We start from the raw sequence: 18,619 nt of genomic DNA on the forward strand, positions 1-18,619 counted from the left end.
CAAATAAAATTATATAAAAAAGAAAGGATAAATATGAAAAAAATACTAAATATTTTATGATCAATCACTTTAATAGGAACAAGTACAACAAGTTTAGTTGCTTGTAATACACCACAATATAGTGAAGAAAAATTAAAAGAACAAAAAGAAAATCAAATAGATACAAAAGACCAAGCTATTAGAGACAATTTAGAATGAATAGCACCACAAGAAAAACCATTTAATGAAGTTGATAATAAATGGTATTATGTAGTATGACGTGGTAATAAAAATAACGATTGAAGAATTATTAAATTTAAAAACTATACATTTGATTTTAAAAAAATTGATAATTTTAAAAACGCTGATTTATGAAAGAGTAGCCCATATAGATTTAGTTCAGAACAAACATTACATATTGTTTGAACTTTTGAACTTTATTGAGAAAAAGATAATGGTAGTTATTTTAAATTTGTTTATCGTTGAAATTCATTAAATATACAAGAACCCGACTTAGTTATTGATGAAGATGGTAATTTAAAAGTTAAGTAAGAATTAAAGAAGAGATTAGACTGCACCTCAAAAAGTAAGTAAAATAAAAAAAGATTTTTCTAAATTTTTGAGGTGCAGTCTATTTTAATCTCTTTTTATTTTTTTACCTTGGTTTAAATATAATTTTAATGGGATTACTAGTATTGTTTTTAATGCCTAATGTGCCTCAATTATTAACATCTATTGTTATATCTTTATCATTACCAAAATAACTTCAAACAATAACTAACTTAGGAAATAACATTTTTGTAAATCTAATTTTTAGTTTTACATCATTATTATAATATGCTTGTAAATATGTTTCTGTAATTTTACTGTTATCATTATTAGATAATTTTGTTATTTGAAGTAAAAATTCAATATGTCCATTATTTTTCTCAGTTTTATAACTATTTTCATAATTTCCATTAGGTAAACCATTAGTATAAGCAGTAGCAAATTTTTTAATATCATTTGCTTTTATTTCATCAGTATATAAAGTTATTGTATTTTCAAAATTAACATTATCAGTTTGTGATAAGCCTTCTTTTTTTAAAGTTATTTTAGATAATGAACCAAAATCAATATTACAACTATTTTTACCAGCAGATAAAATAACATTTCTATTGGGAATAAAATTATTTATATATGGTTTTCTACATTCAACTTGTAAATTATTAAGATTACTTATTTCTATTGTTTTATAAGAACTAATAAATTTATCTATACTTTGAATTGTTGGGTCAATTTGTTTTAAATCAATTTCTACTTCATAATAACCATAATTAAATTCGTCATAAAATAAATTATTATAATAACCCGGATTATTTTTATATTTGCATTGCATTGATGCTATAATTTTAGTTTTTAATGGTTGAATTGTATTAGCATCTCAAATATCTTTTGTATAAGGTTGATATTTATATGGAACTGGTGGTAATACATATTCAGGGTAATTAAATGTTGGTATTTCATAATCATGTGGTAATAAGAAACTAGTTTTATAATTAGTTGTCATATCGCGTAAATAATTATTTAAGGTACTTTTTGTTTTACCTCTGAAACTCCATACTGATAAACGTAAATAATCTTCTTCATTATTGGTATATGGGTTATCAGCATAAAAGATAATTTCAAAATTACCTTTATATAATGCTTGTATTGAAAACATATCAATAATATAACTACAATTTGTCCCATCTGGTGTTTGTAAGAATTCACAATCATTATCTTCTTCACTATAACTAACTGGTGTTTGAGCATCTACTACTGTTGTAAGTTCATTAATTAAATAAACTCGGTTAGTTTTTTCGTTTAATTGTTTTAGATTATATGTTGAATAAACTATATTATTTGTTGGTTTACCATCCTTAGTTAAAACAGTACTTACTAATTTATCAGTTAATAAAGTGGTAAACCCGAAGCTAGTGGCATTTGCTCCAAAAATAGCACCAACTTTATCATTACCTTGTTCTCTAAATATTTCAAATGGTAAATAGCATTTACCTTTTGAGTTTTCAGACCAAAAAGCATCATTATAAAAACTATAAATATTAGCACTCATAAAGCCATTAAGTCATTGAAAATTAGGTCAAGTTTTTTCATCTTGATTAATAACTCAGCCCCAAGGAATACCAAACGAAATAAAGTTTAAGAATTTACCAACTCCGCCTGGTATCGTAAAAGGATTAAAAACTAACTTTTGTGTATAGTTTAAAGGTAATATTGTTATTTGACGGTTAATAAAATTATTCATATTTAAAATATCTCAAACATTACATGCACCCATTTTATTATATTCAATTTGAACACTACCAACAGTATTACCAAATTCATCTTTTCTTCTAAAATATGATGATGCTTGGGTACTAATAATATTATCAACCTTACCACCCTTTACCTCTATTTGACTTGGTGGCGTTATTTTTCAATTTTTAGACCAATAAAATTTAGAGTCATTATTTTCTTCATTAATAGTTGTTCCAACAACGGGATTAGTTGCTGTTGAACTTGCATTATCTGTTATAACAATACCTTCACTATTTTTTTGTTTTCAAAAGTCATATCTACTTTCCATATCTTTTTTTCAATTTTCATAACCGGTTATCATTGTTGGTTGAATCCCTTGAATGTTATATCAACTTACTTCTGGTGATGCATAAGTATTTACTTTATCAGGCGGACACGGATACATGTTATACATTAATAAATCTCGTGAATTCATTACTTTTGGATTAAATTGACCTTTAATAATTGGCCGGCCAATAACGGGCATATCAAAAAAGATCGGATTACCATAAAATTTAACTGCCATTGCTCTAACACCGGGGTCTTTTAATAACATATCATCTAATTCAACAATACCTTTATTTGTTTTCTCATCATAAGTTATTTTAGGAAAACAATAACCTTCCCCAGGTGCTGATGTTTGAATAAATTGTCGTACTGATAAACCACTATTACTAATTTTGTCATTAATACTTGAAAAGGTAATTTCTTGTCATAAAAAACTACCATCTCATGGTGAATAATAATTAATAACATTTGATGGATATAATCATTGTCTATCTTGGGGAGCAATATTTATATTGCCACCACCAATATTTAATCCATGGTCATTAAAAACCGTATAAAAGTTATAATAATCATTAATATTTAATTTATCTGCATCTTCATCTAAAATTAATAAAGTATATTGTCTTTCAGTTGATTGCTGAGTAAATACTTGTTCAAATTTAGCTTCACCAAATTGAATCGAACTTCTATCATCAATCATATAAGCATCTCAATGTTTACCAACTTTAACTTCTTTTGTATAAAAATTATCAGCTTTATTATCATTATTAATAAAATAACTTAATTTATATTGCTTTAAGTATTCTAACATTCTATTAATATCATAAATATTTTCCCCATCAATTAATTTTCAATAAACATTATTATTTTCATCTTTTAATTTTATCGCGAAAGGTGTTTCGTTATTGGCTCATATAGTTGAATTAATTGATTGTTTACTAAAATCATCAATTGTTAAGATATTAATTTCTTCACCTTTATGTTTTTGAACTATTTTTAAACTATCTTGTCATTGAGCAATCGTACTTTCCATATTATCAAATATTCTTGAATAACTACCATAATCACTAGGCTTTGCGTTATTGGGTTTTCAACCTGTTTCAGTATCAGGAATATATGAACTATAAACATTAAAAGGAAATACCATTCAATGTCTATTATCTTTTATATTTTCTCTTATATCTATTAAAGTATCGTGGGCTTGTCTTCTTAGTTCTTCGATAACTCCTGGGTTAATTCTACTCATTTTTTAATTCTCCTTTATTTCTGTTCTACCTTGCAAGGTATTTTGATTATTACCAGTTTCATCATATTCTAGTAATTTATTATTATGTTCAATTTCTTTGGCTTGCATTTTATTTTGTCATGCTTCTACTTTCTCAAAATATTTTGTTGCTTCTAATTCATCAATATTGTCATATTCAGTTATAGCTCTTATTGGTTCCATTGTGCCATTATCTAATCTAGCAGTAATTAATTCATTTTGTCGCATTTGGTCAACTAAACTAGCACTAATAAAATCAAAACCATAAGGTCGTTCACCAATACCATCTCATAAACCATAATATTTTAAAACAGTATCAAACATCTTAGTATAATATTGCTTACGATATGCTTGTAAATATGCTTGTTTTTCTAAGTCTTTTGTTTTAGTTAATAATGACTGTGTTTTATTCTGGTCATTATCTGATTTATCACCAAATGGACTAGAAAAATGACATGCTAAATATACTTGCTCAATAATTGATTTTTGATCTTCGGTATATGTTTCTAATGTTGGTGCACCTTGTACTACTTGTAAAGATTGTGATGATGTCCCATCTGCTGCCGTTTGACCTGATTGAATGAAAATATCATCAAATACATCTTGTAATGCTTTTTTATTTCCCATATTGTAAGCATTCATTAAACCATCATCTAATACCCCATATCAGTGCGTACGATTAGCTCATCGTTCTTTTGATTTAATATTAAAACTATCTTCTAAATCAAATTGTAATTTATAACAATTTGCCATTGTAGGTCATGGATTTAATGTAGTTGAAGTTGATAAGAACAACGGATTAGGTTCATTAATCATTTCTCAAAAAGGTACTATACCTAATTTATTTTTAAATTCTTGAACTAAAATAGGTCTAACATCATCTTTAATTTGTGTTTTACTTTGTCCAACAACTACCTCATTATTTTTTGGTCAACCTTTAATAACTATTTTATCTTTGGTACAAATTAAATTTAAAATAAAACCACTGTCTGATTGATGATAATTTAATCAAATGTCGGCCCCTTGTTCAATTTCATTTATTTTACTTACACGTGATGTAAAGTTAAAAGGATTAATTCATAAATCAATATTACCATCACTAGTTTCTAATAAACCAAAAATAGTTTTACCCATTAAACTTGCTGTTAATTCGTTTTTATCTAACTTTTCTTTTATTTTATAATTTTCATATCATCAATTTAATTTTTCTAAAATGTCTTTACGATGAGACTTAAATAAAATATCTTTACCATTTATTAATCGCATTTGATGACGAGCAATAATATTTGCTAAATTAATTGTTCAATCATAATTATAAAATTTTAAAACACTATTAATATCACTTAAGTTTGGTAAACTAGGGAAAGTATTATTCATGGTTATTTTGCTCCTTTAATTTTAAGATAAGTGCATAATTAATAATATTTACTGTTAATAAATTTGGCTCATTTGCTAAAACTTGAACACATACTTTAACTTTTTGATATTTTTTAATATATTCGTTATATAAATTTAATTTACATATTGCGATATTATCTTTTTTTAATTCTTGACAAAGTCTTTTTTTAACTTGTCCACAAACAGACATATAAGGTATTTTTGCATTTATTACACGTTCATCATGGATTACATAAATATCTTTTTTCATTAAGTTATTCACTCCCTTTGTTGTCATAATTTATAATCTGCTGAATTATTATGTTTAACCATTGGTATTAATTCAAAATGTAAAGCATAAAAATCACTATCAAATGTATCATCATATAAGTCTAACATTCGTTCTTCTCTGGCATCTGGTTTATCTTCTCATTGAATTAATTCATATTGGGTTTTACTGACAGGACATTTTTCTCATAATCATTTTAATTGGTTTGTATTTATTAACATTGTAAATGCTTCAATCCGATGTCTTATTTTAAATTTCTGTTTTTGTGCTGGTTTAAATGTCATATATTGCCCAAAAGTATAATTATATTTTTCTCTATTTAAACTTTGTAATGTTGAATATGCACTATCATCAACATTTATACTAATACCCTGCTGTATTAAATTAAAGTATTGATTTAATTGATTATTATAAAACTCTAAAATATCTTTTACTTGTTCTAATTCTGTTTTAAATTGCTGTGTAGCATTTGAATGCGTATACTCAGAAGATTTATAAGCTTTTTTATCAAATGAATTATATAGTCAAAAACTAGCGGCAGTAGTATGTCCCTTAGGACTGGTCGCGTTAGCAATATCAACACCACCTAATAATTTCGTTGGTTGAATAATATCTGTTGCTTGCATAATATCAATATATCTTGCAAAAATTGAACCACTAGTATTACCGGGCAATCCTCAACTCCATACTCTTGCTCTTTCAATATCTAATTGTTCTAATCTTAATTGTTCATTAACTTTATCTTGTGGTAATTTATAATTAAGTCTTCAACTAGAATAATGAATAATAATTTTCATATTTCATTTTTCAATATATTTAATTTGTTCATATTTACTACGCATTATTTCTTCATTAAAAGATAATAATTCATTACAATAACCAACAATATATCTTTTTAAACTTTCAGGATTACACGTATTAATTGTTATTTTATTTTGATAACCACGAATAGCAAACTCTAAATCACTTAAATCTTTTTGTTGAAATTGGTCACATTCTTCTCTTCAATCAATTACTAATTTATACTTATTCAAATCAGCAAAGGCTTTTAATTTTTCTTTTCGACTTGGTGAATGTAAACCTTTACAATATATTTTGCTATCATTTGATAAAGTAAAAGTAAAATTTGATAAATTAATACTATAAGGTATATTATTTTCATCTAACATATTTCATATATTTTGAAAGACACTATCTTTTAAATCTTTACTCCAATACATACTAGCAATTATACAAATTGGTTCTTTAATTAATAAACTAATTTTTAATAATTCACCAAACATTTTAATATTTGATATAGTCTTACCGCTATATCGTGTTCCAATTTGATTAATTTCATTAACTAATTCATATTTCTTAACAAATGGATATTTATTACCAATATTACTATTTTGTAATAACCAATAAGGCGTTTCTAATAAATAAGTAAAATGATTAAGCATTATTTTCAGTTTCTTTTTTAATATCTCTAATATCCGTTTGTAAATTAACAATTATTGGTTGTTGATTATTTAAGTTTAATTCTTTTTCAAGTTCTTTTTCTTGCAGTGAATATTTATAATTAAATGCACGCTGTCAATATAACCTAGTACCTTCTGGCGTTTTAACCATTTGTTTAATAAGCTCACTTTCTATTTTATCAACTTGTTTTTCAAGTAAAGGAACTATCTTCTCGCTCGCGTAACTATCATATCTTCACTTGCGAGAAAGATTTAATTTATTGGTTAAATCATTCAAAGTATAGGGGATATTAGGTGATTTATCACGTCAAAACTGCTCTATTTTACGATAAAATGTTCGTAAACTTGCTGTTTTTGGATTAAATTCTTTCATTTTTACTCCTTTTTGCATACTAAAATTGCTATTATTTAATGAATATGATTAAATAAAAGAGTAATTAATAACTATAAAATGTAACAAAGAACCATCGCGGTTCTTTTTTATTATTTATATTTTACATCAAAATAAAAAAAAGTAAAGTAATTTACTTTTTATTTTAGTATACAAGCATAAAGAGATACAAATTCGATACTTGTTACATTATAATAATATATCTTTAAAATTATTTGTCAATACCTTTTTTTAAAAATTCGTGTATAAATGAATTTAAACAAAAGAAATGGATGTACAAATATATGCAAGATTATACACATGTAAAATTTGACGAACGAAGATTTATTAAGGATTTATTGTTATCTGATAGTTGCAAAAAGAAAAATGGAACGATTAATTTATCTGAAATATCAAGGCAAACGGGAAGAGATATTAATACTGTTAAAAGAGAAATTAATAGATTTAAAAATATAGAAGATTATGATGTTGGTAAAGCACATAATGATTATTTAAAAAAACGAAAAAAATCTATTAAAAAGCCCCCCAAATTCACAGAAGAACAAAAAGAATGACTAAATTTACGATTTAATATTCTTCATAATTCACCAGCACAAATTATTCATCGATATTTTATAAAGTTTGGTGTTAAATTTCCTGCTTGTGTTAAAACTTTTTATAAATGAATTGACTTAAAATTATTCGGTTTAAATAAACAAAATTTACGCCATCATGGTAAAAAATATAAGAAAAAGGGGGAATATGATAATCGTGGTAAATTAAATAATTTTAAATCAATATTAGATATTGAAAATAAGCAATCTAATGTTGGCTGATTTGAAATGGATACCGTAGTTGGAAAAGACCATCAATCTAGTTGTTTAGTTTTAGTAGAACAATCAAGTAAAAATTACTTTGTAATGAAATTAAAAAATCATACCGCTAATGAGGTTTTAACAAAATTTAAAGATATGATTGTAAGTAATAATTTAATGGGTAAAATGAAAGGAATAATAACAGACCGTGGGAAAGAATTTAGTAAATGAAGAGAAATGGAAATATTTGCTGAAACACAAGTTTATTTTTGTGACCCTGCTTCACCACAACAAAAACCATTAATTGAATATATGAATGGTGAATTTAGACATTGATTTAAAAAAGGAACTGATTTTAATAATGTTAGTCAACAAAAAATAGATTGAGTAGTTGATGTTATAAATGATAAACTTCGACCGTGTTTAAACTGAGTAAGTGCAAAAGAAATATTTTTACAAAATATTAAGTAAATTTTTATTAATTAAATTTAATAAATTATTTTTTAGTGTGTCAAAATATGTTCAAAATAATAACAATTTATAAATAATTTATTTTTTTTAAAAAATAGTTGCATTTATTTTAAATAATGTTATTATCAATTTAACAAGAGATACAAATTTGGAGCTTGTATCTACACAATGCCTTTTAAATTAATATAAACAACAGGAATAGTTTCTATTAAAAAATGAGCATTATATTTGGTATTAAAAGGAAATTCTAATTTTCCTTTTAAATACAATTCATAATTAATTTTCATTTTTAACTTAACACCTTCATTATAAAAAATAATTTTAGTTTTAAAATGGTAACCATCATCATTTTTACTAAATGGATATTTATATTCTTCTAAATTATTAAAAATAGAATATCCACTTTCATTAATATTTTCTATTTTAATATTAATATTTGTTTCTAATTTGCTGAATTATACTTGTAAGTGCAAGTATAATTCAGCTCATTAAAATATTTATTTATTAATGTTTTTTGCCCAGCAAGTTGTTGAAAGTCAGGGTGTTTAATTAAAGTGTTTTCAATTCATTTGATATTACGATAACAATTACTCTCACTAATGCCAAAAGTTTTGGCAAGATGAAAATAAGTGCGGTATTCTCTTCAATATGATAAAGTCATTAATAAACGATTTTATAATGATAATTTATTAGCTTTTCCGCCTTTTTAAATTTGGATTTTAACACAATATTTTTATTTGTTTAACTGTCCCATTAATTTTACAATTCAGGAAATAAAAAAACAATCTCACAAAGAATTTTTTTTGCCGGTTCATCGTACAGGACGCCTTAATCATTTTGAACCTAGATTATATCTAGGTTTTTATTTTTTATGATAGAATAATAACGTATTATTTATAGATAAATAGAATGTGAAATAGAGGATAAAAAAATGAGTGACGAAATTAAAAAAAAAGAGAAAATAGATAATTCCGATAGTTATAGTAATGAAGATAGTTTTGTAAATATTTATAAGTATGCTTTAAAAAAGGGTAACGGTCCATTTTATAAAACATTTTTAATGGGACTTGCAGCGGGATTATTTATCGGATTTGGTTATATTGCGGCGATTACCGCAACAAAAGGGGATTGAAATAATATTCCAATTGGACTAAAAAGTTTAGTATTTGGTCTTGTCTTTACCGTTGCAATTACAATGATTGTTTTTCTAGGGGGAGAAATGTTTACCTCAAATTCGTTAGCATTAATTGTTGTTATTAAAAAACAATTAAATGTTGGTAGATTTGTTAGTAATTTATTTATTGTCTTAAATGGAAATTTCATTGGGTGTTTAATTATGGCAGGTTTAACAGCCTGAGGTGGTTTTTTAAATCATACACCTGATTCAATAACTGATTTTTATTATAATACGATTAATTTAATTGATGGAAAGTTAAAACATGCATGATGAGAAAACTTTGGAAGTGCAATTTTATGTAACTTCTTAGTTGCAGGTTCAATTTATGCTGCACATACAACTAAATCATCAATTGCAAAATTATTTGTGGTAAATTTAATTATTATGGCTTTTGCAATTTCAGGTTTTTCACATGTTGTTGCTAATTCATATTTATGATTTTTACAACTATTTTTAAAAATTTTTGGAACAAGTGGTGGTTGATCAGAATTTGGGATATTTGCTTATAATGTGCAATTACCATCTTTAATTGGTAATTTCTTAAGTGGTGGAATTTTCTTACCGTTCTTATATTACTTTATTTATCGGAAAGATGTAAAAGAAAAATTAGCGCTTTAATTTTGTAGTTAAAATTAAGTTTAAAAAAGAAATGTAAAAGACTGTACCCATTTTAGTAAGTATTAATGAAAAGTAGGTCGCATAAATTATTTTGGGGTTTTAATTAATATCGCATAATTTTTAATAAAATAGTTAAATTATTATTTTAATTTTGTCGAAAACTCTTGATAAAGTCAAAAACCCTTATAAAATATAGATATTTGCAATAAATACATTTTATCAAAAACCCAATAAAATCAAGGTTTTATTAAAATATCAAGAGTTTTCGACAAAATTAAAAGAATTTTATGAAAAAGTTAAAAAAGAAGCAGAATTAATCAAAAAACAAAAACGCTTAAATAAAATTGATCAAAAATTTAGAGATAAAGGTATTAAATGCCCTAATTGCAAATCTTATCATTAGACTGCACTAGACTGCACACAAAAAAGTAAGTAAAGAAAAAAAGTCTTTGCTAAACTTTAAAGGAGGTGCATTTTTATATGGCAAGAAAAGGACAAAAATTTAATAAATATACAGCAGATTTTCGAAAAAGGATAGGACAAGAGGTTAAAAATAATAGTATAAGTTTTATTGCAAAAAAATATGCAATTAATAAAAAAACTGTTGCTTCATGGTATGAAAATTTTAAGAAAGGAATTTTAAACACCAATAAAGGTCCAAAAGAATCATTTGAAAAAAGAGATTTAAACTATTACAAAGTTAGGTATGAATTACTAAAAAAGCTTCATGACTTTTACAATTAAATAAAAGAAAAATTGTATTTTTTATCAAAGAAAACCTTAATAAATATCCACTAAATTTATTACTTGATGTAACAAATTTAAAGCGTAGTTATTGAGATAAATATAAAAATTATTCAAGTAATGGTAAGGATAGTGAACCATTAAAAAATATTGTAAAAGTCTATGAAGAAAATTTAAAACAATTTGGTTATCGTCGAATTACCAAATATTTAAAAGAAGATTATGGCATTGTTTATAATGCTAAGAAAGTATTACGAATTATGAAAGAAAATAATATTCAAGCTGAATATGTAAAGCGTATGCGTAGAAAAATATTAATAAAACAAAATAGAAATAAAAATATAATTAAATATCCTGATTTAGTAAATCGTAATTTTAATGATATTAAAGAAAGATTTTCAATTTTATTTACTGATGTAACTTATTTAATTTGAAATGGTAAAAAACATTATCAATCAACAATAATTGATGGATATACTAAAGAAATTATTGATGTAAAATGATCAAAATTTAATAATAACAAACTTGTAATTGATAATTTAAATGCTGCAATTAATAAAATTAAAAAAATAAAAAAAGATCTAAATAAAACAATAATTCATTCAGATCACGGATATCAATATACATCTAAAGATTATAATAGTAAATGTTTAGATAACAAAATTATAATTTCAATGGGTAAAAATTATCATTGTGCAGACAACATTATTATTGAAAGTTTTCATTCATTACTTAAAAAAGGAACAATCCATAATAAAAATTATAAATCTCATAATGAATATATTAATGATGTTAAAAAATGAAATAAATGATATTCAAACCAAAAAGAAAAATATATAATAAACTTCTTGCGATACTAACAAAAATAAAAAAATTACAAATAAAAAAATTAAATTAAACTTTAAAATAATGCACAGTTTCAGATAACTGAGAATTTTAATTAAAAAATGCTTTCATTTCATATTGAAGTGGTGGCATTTTTAAATTTAAAATTTTTCTTTTTTCATTATAATGAATTATATAATTATCTACAATATTTTTTACTTCTAAAATATTTTTACAGTGTGATAATTCTGAGTTCTCGGTTTTAAGAATTGAAAATCAATTTTCAATCGGTGAATTATCTAAACAATTGCCTCTTCTTGACATACTTATATTTATACCGTGTTTTTTTAATAATTTTTCATAAGCTTTTGAAGTGAAATGAATACCTTGATCAGAATTAATAGTTAATTCACCTTTGATTATTTTTCTTTTAATAATTGCTTCTTTGATACAATTATTTACTCAATTTACTGTTGGAGTTGTTGTTAAAGAATAATTTACTATTAAATTACTAAATAAATCCTTGATTGCAAATAAATATACTCATTCTGTGATTGTTTTAACATACGTAATATCAATTGATCACTTTTGATTAGTTTTTTCAGCTTTAAAATTACGTTTTAATAGATATTTATGTCGAATATGTTCATTTGTCATTTTTAAGAAATGATTAATTTTTTTTCTTGTTTTAATTCTTACACTAGAAATTCTATTAGCTAATTTCATATAACGATAAACTGTTGAATTCGACACATTAATTTTTTGCTCTTCCAAAGATAATTTAATTTGTCTGTGTCCTTTAATACTATTTTCTCTATGAATTGCTTTAATTATTTCATATATTGAATAATCAATATTTGGTTGATATTCATCACAATTTTTTGAATATTTATTTCAAGTATCATATGAAATTCTTAATTCTTTTAAATATCATGATAAAGTAATTTTTGAAACTTGCAATTCTGATTTAATAAAAGCAATTTGTTTTCTAATGTTTGTTTTTGTTTTTATCTTTGGAAGAGCTTCAAGCTTTTTTAAAACTTCATTCTCAGCTTTTATTCTTTCATTTTCTTTTTTTAATAAATAGTTTTCACGTTCTAAGGGGTTTTTAAACTTATTTAATTCAAAATCTTTTCGCTTTTTTCGTTCTTTTAGAATTTCTTTATTTTGTTGAAATTGATTTACTCATTTTGAAATAGTTGCTAAACTAATATGATATTCTTTTGCTATTTCACTATAAGATTTATTGTTAATTGAGTATTCATTAACAATTTTTTCTTTAAATTCAAAAGAATGATCTTTAGACCCTTTTATTTTACCTTTAGCCATATAAAAATGTTTCTCCTAACTTTATATGCCAAATTGTAAAGTTAAGTGCAACTAAATTATTTTTCTAACCAAATATTCGATTGGCGAAAGATAATTTAGTATTTTTCTTGGTCTTTGGTTTAAAGACAATATAAATTTATGAACTGCATTTTTAGTAGTATTTGAAAAATTAAATTTTTTAGGAAATTTTTCTCTAATTAAACCATTAGTATTTTCATTAGTACCTCTTTGTCAGGGTGAATATGCATTAGCAAAATAAATTTTCACATTTAAATTTTTTTCAAGTTGTTGTCAATTAGCAAATTCTTTACCCCGATCAAATGTTATAGTCTTAACAAGATTATTTGGAAGAATTGATAAATAATGGCTAATATTTTCGTTAATAACTTTAGTAGTTCTATTTTCAACTAATATTGCTAAAGTAAATCTTGATGTTCTTTCAACTAAAGTTATTAAACATGATTTACTTTTACCTCGTGATGATACTACGGTATCACCTTCTCAACGACCAAGAGTTACGCGATTATTAACATTAGCATTTCGTTCTTTAATTAATTTACCATTAAATTTACCCCGATTTTCTTGATATTTTCGTTTCTTACCTTTTCTTCTTAAATTTTTATTAGTAACTTTTTCAAGTAATCCAGAATAAATTCAATTGTAAATTGTTTTAAAACTAATAATTCATTCTTTATGAAAATTTTTAATTCTGCCATAAATTTGTTCAGGTGATCAACCTAATAATAATTTTTGTTGTACATATTTTACTAATTCTCTATTTTTAAACTTATGAAAATAAATATGTGATTGTTTTCTATTTTCTGCTTTATTTTGTGCAATTAATGAAAAATAATAATCATTATTTTTATTTCTATTAACTTCTCGAATAATAGTACTAATACTTCGATTAAGATTTTTAGCTATTTCACTAATTTTTATTTTAAACTTCAATTGATTCTCAATATAAATTCTTTCATCTATGCCAAGATGTTTATATCCCATATAAAAACCCCTTGCTTTATTTTTTCTAAAATAAACTTAGCATCATAAAATTTTTATATGATATTTTTTGCAATTTTATTTACTTGCACTTACAAGTATAATTCAGCATATATTAATAATAATCTAGAAAAATTTTTATTTATATATATCAGTTAAAAGAAACATTTCATAAACTTTAAAATAATCATTTTTAAAAATTTTAATTGCTTTTTAAGCATAAATAACAAGGTATCGCAAGAAGTCTAATGTGTTATTTCTTCTTTTTTAAATTTGGATTTTAACACAATATTTTTATTTGTTTAACTATCCTATTTAATTTTACAATTCAGTAATTATAAAAAAAACAATCTCACAAAGAATGTTTTTTGCCGCTTCATCGTACAAGACGTCATATTTAAATAACTTTTTTAGATTTTTTTGAATTTGGAACAAAATTGGAATAGAAATGGAATAGAAATGGAACAAAAAATAGCCTTTATTTTATAAGATTTTAAATAGATCACTGTTTGCTTCTTATCAAAGATATAAAATATCTAATTTAAGACAAATTTAGAAAAAATAATTTAAGTCTGTCAATATCTAGCAAAAATTTCGCAAAATTATTTAATTGATAATGTTTGTGATGTATATTGATTATTTCAAGGATGATTTGGTTTTGGTTTATGTGCTTTAGATTTGGGAACTTTGTTTTCAATATTTTTAATAGGAACCAGAATGTATTCTAATAAATTATATATTTGATTGTTATATTTTAAATATAATGTTTCATCAAGTGCTTTAATTACTGTAATTTTTGTTTTTGAATTAAAGACTTTTAACTTTTTATTATTATAAGCCATATATTTTTTATTGTTATAACTAATTGATGAACTATTGTCTGTTTGTCGCGTTGAAGTGATTGATAAAAATAAATTAATTTTGTCATTATTAGGAGCGTCAACAAAGACAGAATTGTTATAATCAATAGAAATGGCAAATTGTTTATTGAATTTGGTTATAAATTCTTTTAAGAATGTATTTGCTTCTTCAATAGTGGTTACTTCTGCGAGAATTAATTCATTTTTCAAGCGATCTTGTAGAGTGCCTCATAAACGTTCAATTCGTCCTTTTGCTTGGGGAATTGAAGTAGTTATGATTTCGACACCTAATTCATCACAGCATCGGCTGAATTGAGTAAAGGTGTCTTTTTCTTCGGTTTTATCACTACTTTTTTGGTATGTAAAGATTGTTCGTTTATCGGTATAAAATGTCATGGGAATTCCATAATTTCGTAAAATTTGATGTAAAACATTATAATAACCTTGTAATGTTTCTTGATAAGCAAAATATAATCCAACAACCGTATTTGTTGTATCATCAATTGCGCCATGTAAAAATCATTTTGGACCAAATGGTCCAAATCAATGATGTTCACTGGCATCAGCTTGTAATAGTTCGCCGAAACATTTTCGACGTTCTCTTAAAGGGCTGGGTTTTATCTTTTTTCTTTATTTTTTTCTTTCGAGGTGTTTTAATTTGATTTAAGGACATTAATTTGTATAAAACTGAATATGAAATGTTTATTCCTTCATTTTCGATTAATTTTTCTTTGAAATGAGTAAAATTAAAGCCAATATATTTAGTTTTATATAAATTTATAATCTTTTCACAAATTTGTGGATTTGTTTTATTGTGAGCTATCCTTCCACGAGAATGGTGAGCAAATGATTGACTATTTTGTGGATCATAAATTTTTATAAGTTGTTCAATGCGACGAATTGATAAGTGTAAAATATTTGCAGCTCTTTGCTTTGATATTTTATTGTTAATAATTTTTTCAATTGTTTTGTATTTATGTTGTTCTTTCATTGTTAGTTTTCTTTTCATTGTTATCACCATTTTTAATTTTAAATGGTTGCGAAATTTTTGCTAGATAACTATTACGAAATTATCACAAGATAAGGACATATATTAGACTTCTTGCGATACCGGTTTTTCTTATTAAGAATATTTCTATAAAATATAATTAAAAATAAAAAATATAAATTAGGCGGGTATAAAACTATGAAAAAGGATAACTTTAAATTTCTTAATGATAAAGAATTATTACGATTAACAGGAATAAAACAAAATACTTTTAATAAAATGTTAGATATTTTAAAAGAAGCCGAGTTAAAAAAATTTAAAAAAGGCGGAAAAGCTAATAAATTATCATTAGAAAATCGTTTATTAATGACTTTATCATATTGAAGAGAATACCGCACTTATTTTCATCTTGGCAAAAGTTTTGGCATTAGTGAGAGTAATTATTATCGTAATATCAAATGAATTGAAAACACTTTAATTAAACATCCTGACTTTCAACAACTTGCTGGGCAAAAAACATTAATAAATAAATATTTTAATGATAAAACAATTATTATTGATGCAACCGAAACAGCCATCCAACGCCCAAAAAAAGACAAAAAAATACTATTCCGGAAAAAAGAAAAAGCATACTATCAAAACACAAATAATCCTCGAAAAAGAAAACAAAACTATTATTGCAACAAATTTTGCTTGTGGTAAAACCGATGATTTTCGTTTATTTAAAGAATCAAAAATACCGCTTTTAAAAGCTACCAAAGTAATAGTTGATACATGTTATCAAGGCTTGCAAAAAATGCATCGGAATGTTTTGATTCCGCATAAAAAAACAAAGCAAAAACATTTTCAATAACGATTCTCATTTGTGAAATTAGTTTATTATGCTGTTTTTGTTCGTTATTTAAATGTTTTTGCTATCCTTAAAAAATTTAAAATTATTACTTAAAAATATCGCAATCGTAGAAAAAGCTTTGCTTTAAGATTTAATTTAATTGCTTCAATCTATAATTTTCAATTGTTATTATAAATAAGACAAGAAGTTGAATGAAAATTAACTTTAAATAATAAAATCATTTTTTGTTGTGTCAAAATAATGCATCTCTTATAAAGACTATAAGAATTAAATTAATAAGAGGTATAAATTCCTATTTGTATTTTTTCTTTATGAATTAATTTGCAATGATTATCTTAGTATCGCAAGAAGTCTAATGAAACAAGTCCAATGGCATATTTTAATTTTAAAAAAATAGGGGTAAAACCCTATTTTTAATTAAGCAATTATATTACCATTTTCATCTATTTTAGGTAAAGATGGAGTAGGTGTATTATCATCTCATTTATATAAAGATTTAAATAATTCTTGTTGTTTTGAATCATCTTCTCATCTTTTAATTAATACAGTTCTTCATTGTTCTGTTTCTTCAACCAACATTAACCCTGAATTATATCCTTGTTTAATACTATATTGAAGAATATATTTACCATCTTTTTGAATATTTGTAACTGAACTATTTATAAAATTAAATAAACTAATTTTTCATTTATTTTCTTTTTTTGTTCTTCAAATTGTAGCATAATATTTATTATCAACTTTTTTAAATGGCTGGTCTTTTGGACACATTTGTTTTCAATTACCAATATCTTTTCGTTCACAATCATCTACATTATCAATTTTACAGCTTACTATTCCTAATGTGCTTGTTCCCGTAATAACTAAACTACCTAAAATACTTAAAATTTTTTTCATATTATTTCCCTACTTTCACTAATAAAATATTATTTAAAATAAAATCATCTCAAATATTTTCATTATTGTTGCTTATTATGTACCATTTTTTACTATTATTATCTTGATAAAATTTAATAGTAATTGAATGAATTTGTCCGCCTCCTATATATTGTTCTTTATATTTATATATGCTACCATTATAATTTATTGGTATAGTTTCTTTACGAAAATAATATTTGTTATCTCTGTATAATTCAAATCTTATAGTGTATTCATAATTATTATTAAAGTTTTTAATATAAAATTTATTCTCTTTTTCTTTAATAATACTTATTTCATCATCTAAATTATTTTTATTACAAGCAATTAAACTTGTTGTACTTGTTCCTAATAATGAGATTACTCCAATAATACTTAATAATCTTTTCATTTATACCAACCCTCTTTTTCTACTATTTTATTAATTGATCACATTATATATATATATATATATATATACAAGGGTAAAATAGTTAAATTGTCCTTATCTTGTGATAATTTCGTAATAGTTATCTAACAAAAATTTCGCAAAATTATTTAAAATTAAAAATGGTGATAACAACGGAAAGAAAAATAACAATGAAAGAACAACATAAATACAAAACAATTGAAAAAATTATTAACAATGCCAAATTGTAAAGTTAAGTGCAAGTATAATTCATCGAATACATTCTGGTTC

At 24.0% G+C, this 18,619-nt stretch carries 16 protein-coding genes and 2 pseudogenes; 6 read left to right on the plus strand and 12 right to left on the minus strand.

The features are described 5' to 3' along the window. The first annotated feature begins 33 nt into the window (after positions 1 to 33). Positions 34 to 531, plus strand: a complete 498-nt coding sequence (locus tag ACQH23_RS09445) for a lipoprotein (protein WP_425378137.1) — start codon at positions 34 to 36, stop codon at positions 529 to 531. A 103-nt stretch (positions 532 to 634) separates the two neighbouring features. Here the strand turns inward: ACQH23_RS09445 and ACQH23_RS09450 are convergent, their stop codons facing one another. Genes ACQH23_RS09450 through ACQH23_RS09470 form a run of 5 tightly spaced genes read right to left on the minus strand, consistent with a single transcriptional unit; the run spans position 635 to position 7,349 of the window. After that, positions 635 to 3,832, minus strand: coding sequence for a hypothetical protein (locus ACQH23_RS09450; protein WP_425378138.1), 3,198 nt, complete (start codon positions 3,830 to 3,832; stop codon positions 635 to 637). A gap of 3 nt (positions 3,833 to 3,835) precedes the next feature. Next, positions 3,836 to 5,227 carry a hypothetical protein gene (locus ACQH23_RS09455; protein WP_425377952.1) on the minus strand — a complete coding sequence of 464 codons (1,392 nt, stop codon included), beginning with the start codon at positions 5,225 to 5,227 and terminating at the stop codon, positions 3,836 to 3,838. After that, on the minus strand, positions 5,220 to 5,498 hold the full coding sequence (locus ACQH23_RS09460) for a hypothetical protein (protein WP_425377951.1): 279 nt from the start codon (positions 5,496 to 5,498) through the stop codon (positions 5,220 to 5,222). The genes ACQH23_RS09455 and ACQH23_RS09460 overlap by 8 nt, the downstream gene beginning before the upstream one ends. After that, a complete protein-coding gene (locus ACQH23_RS09465; protein WP_425378139.1) occupies positions 5,498 to 6,958 on the minus strand; it encodes a PBSX family phage terminase large subunit in 1,461 nt (486 codons plus the stop codon). The genes ACQH23_RS09460 and ACQH23_RS09465 overlap by 1 nt, the downstream gene beginning before the upstream one ends. Further along, positions 6,951 to 7,349, minus strand: a complete 399-nt coding sequence (locus ACQH23_RS09470; RefSeq protein WP_425377651.1) for a hypothetical protein — start codon at positions 7,347 to 7,349, stop codon at positions 6,951 to 6,953. The genes ACQH23_RS09465 and ACQH23_RS09470 overlap by 8 nt, the downstream gene beginning before the upstream one ends. A gap of 302 nt (positions 7,350 to 7,651) precedes the next feature. Between ACQH23_RS09470 and ACQH23_RS09475 the strand changes: the two genes are divergently transcribed. Further along, entirely contained in the window at positions 7,652 to 8,632 is a 981-nt protein-coding gene (locus ACQH23_RS09475) for an IS30 family transposase (RefSeq protein ID WP_425377684.1), read from the plus strand. A 502-nt stretch (positions 8,633 to 9,134) separates the two neighbouring features. Here the strand turns inward: ACQH23_RS09475 and ACQH23_RS09480 are convergent. Further along, positions 9,135 to 9,338, minus strand: a pseudogene (locus ACQH23_RS09480) (helix-turn-helix domain-containing protein); the annotation flags it as partial. A 225-nt stretch (positions 9,339 to 9,563) separates the two neighbouring features. On the opposite strand from ACQH23_RS09480, the gene ACQH23_RS09485 reads away from it, so the two are divergent. The 3 genes from ACQH23_RS09485 to ACQH23_RS09495 all read left to right on the plus strand — a co-directional run bounded on the left by ACQH23_RS09485 (position 9,564) and on the right by ACQH23_RS09495 (position 12,031). Continuing rightward, complete coding sequence (locus ACQH23_RS09485) at positions 9,564 to 10,427, plus strand: formate/nitrite transporter family protein (RefSeq protein ID WP_425378140.1); 864 nt, start codon at positions 9,564 to 9,566, stop codon at positions 10,425 to 10,427. A 480-nt stretch (positions 10,428 to 10,907) separates the two neighbouring features. Continuing rightward, positions 10,908 to 11,171: a hypothetical protein gene (locus tag ACQH23_RS09490; protein WP_425377654.1), complete on the plus strand. Its 264-nt coding sequence runs from the start codon at positions 10,908 to 10,910 to the stop codon at positions 11,169 to 11,171. Positions 11,172 to 11,431: 260 nt separating this feature from the next. Continuing rightward, on the plus strand, positions 11,432 to 12,031 hold the full coding sequence (locus ACQH23_RS09495) for a DDE-type integrase/transposase/recombinase (RefSeq protein WP_425378141.1): 600 nt from the start codon (positions 11,432 to 11,434) through the stop codon (positions 12,029 to 12,031). A gap of 76 nt (positions 12,032 to 12,107) precedes the next feature. On the opposite strand, the gene ACQH23_RS09500 is transcribed toward ACQH23_RS09495, so the two are convergent. The 4 genes from ACQH23_RS09500 to ACQH23_RS09515 all read right to left on the minus strand — a co-directional run bounded on the left by ACQH23_RS09500 (position 12,108) and on the right by ACQH23_RS09515 (position 16,175). Beyond that, complete coding sequence (locus ACQH23_RS09500) at positions 12,108 to 13,325, minus strand: IS3 family transposase (RefSeq protein WP_425378142.1); 1,218 nt, start codon at positions 13,323 to 13,325, stop codon at positions 12,108 to 12,110. 51 nt (positions 13,326 to 13,376) lie between these two features. Continuing rightward, positions 13,377 to 14,327: an IS30 family transposase gene (locus tag ACQH23_RS09505; RefSeq protein ID WP_425378143.1), complete on the minus strand. Its 951-nt coding sequence runs from the start codon at positions 14,325 to 14,327 to the stop codon at positions 13,377 to 13,379. Positions 14,328 to 14,926: 599 nt separating this feature from the next. After that, on the minus strand, positions 14,927 to 15,580 hold the full coding sequence (locus tag ACQH23_RS09510; protein ID WP_425378144.1) for a hypothetical protein: 654 nt from the start codon (positions 15,578 to 15,580) through the stop codon (positions 14,927 to 14,929). Between the two features lie 37 nt (positions 15,581 to 15,617). Continuing rightward, positions 15,618 to 16,175, minus strand: a complete 558-nt coding sequence (locus ACQH23_RS09515; protein ID WP_425378145.1) for a hypothetical protein — start codon at positions 16,173 to 16,175, stop codon at positions 15,618 to 15,620. A 195-nt stretch (positions 16,176 to 16,370) separates the two neighbouring features. Here ACQH23_RS09515 and ACQH23_RS09520 point away from each other — a divergent pair. Continuing rightward, a pseudogene (locus ACQH23_RS09520) lies at positions 16,371 to 17,199 on the plus strand (IS5 family transposase). Positions 17,200 to 17,442: 243 nt separating this feature from the next. Here ACQH23_RS09520 and ACQH23_RS09525 read toward each other — a convergent pair. Both ACQH23_RS09525 and ACQH23_RS09530 read right to left on the minus strand, forming a co-directional pair. Then, positions 17,443 to 17,919, minus strand: coding sequence for a lipoprotein (locus ACQH23_RS09525; protein WP_425378146.1), 477 nt, complete (start codon positions 17,917 to 17,919; stop codon positions 17,443 to 17,445). Between the two features lies 1 nt (position 17,920). After that, positions 17,921 to 18,331 (minus strand): lipoprotein, encoded by a 411-nt coding sequence (locus ACQH23_RS09530; RefSeq protein WP_425378147.1) that lies wholly within the window; start codon positions 18,329 to 18,331, stop codon positions 17,921 to 17,923. Positions 18,332 to 18,619: the final 288 nt, after the last annotated feature.

Source organism: Spiroplasma endosymbiont of Polydrusus pterygomalis (assembly GCF_964030635.1).
Lineage (GTDB): Bacteria > Bacillota_I > Bacilli_A > Mycoplasmatales > Mycoplasmataceae > Spiroplasma.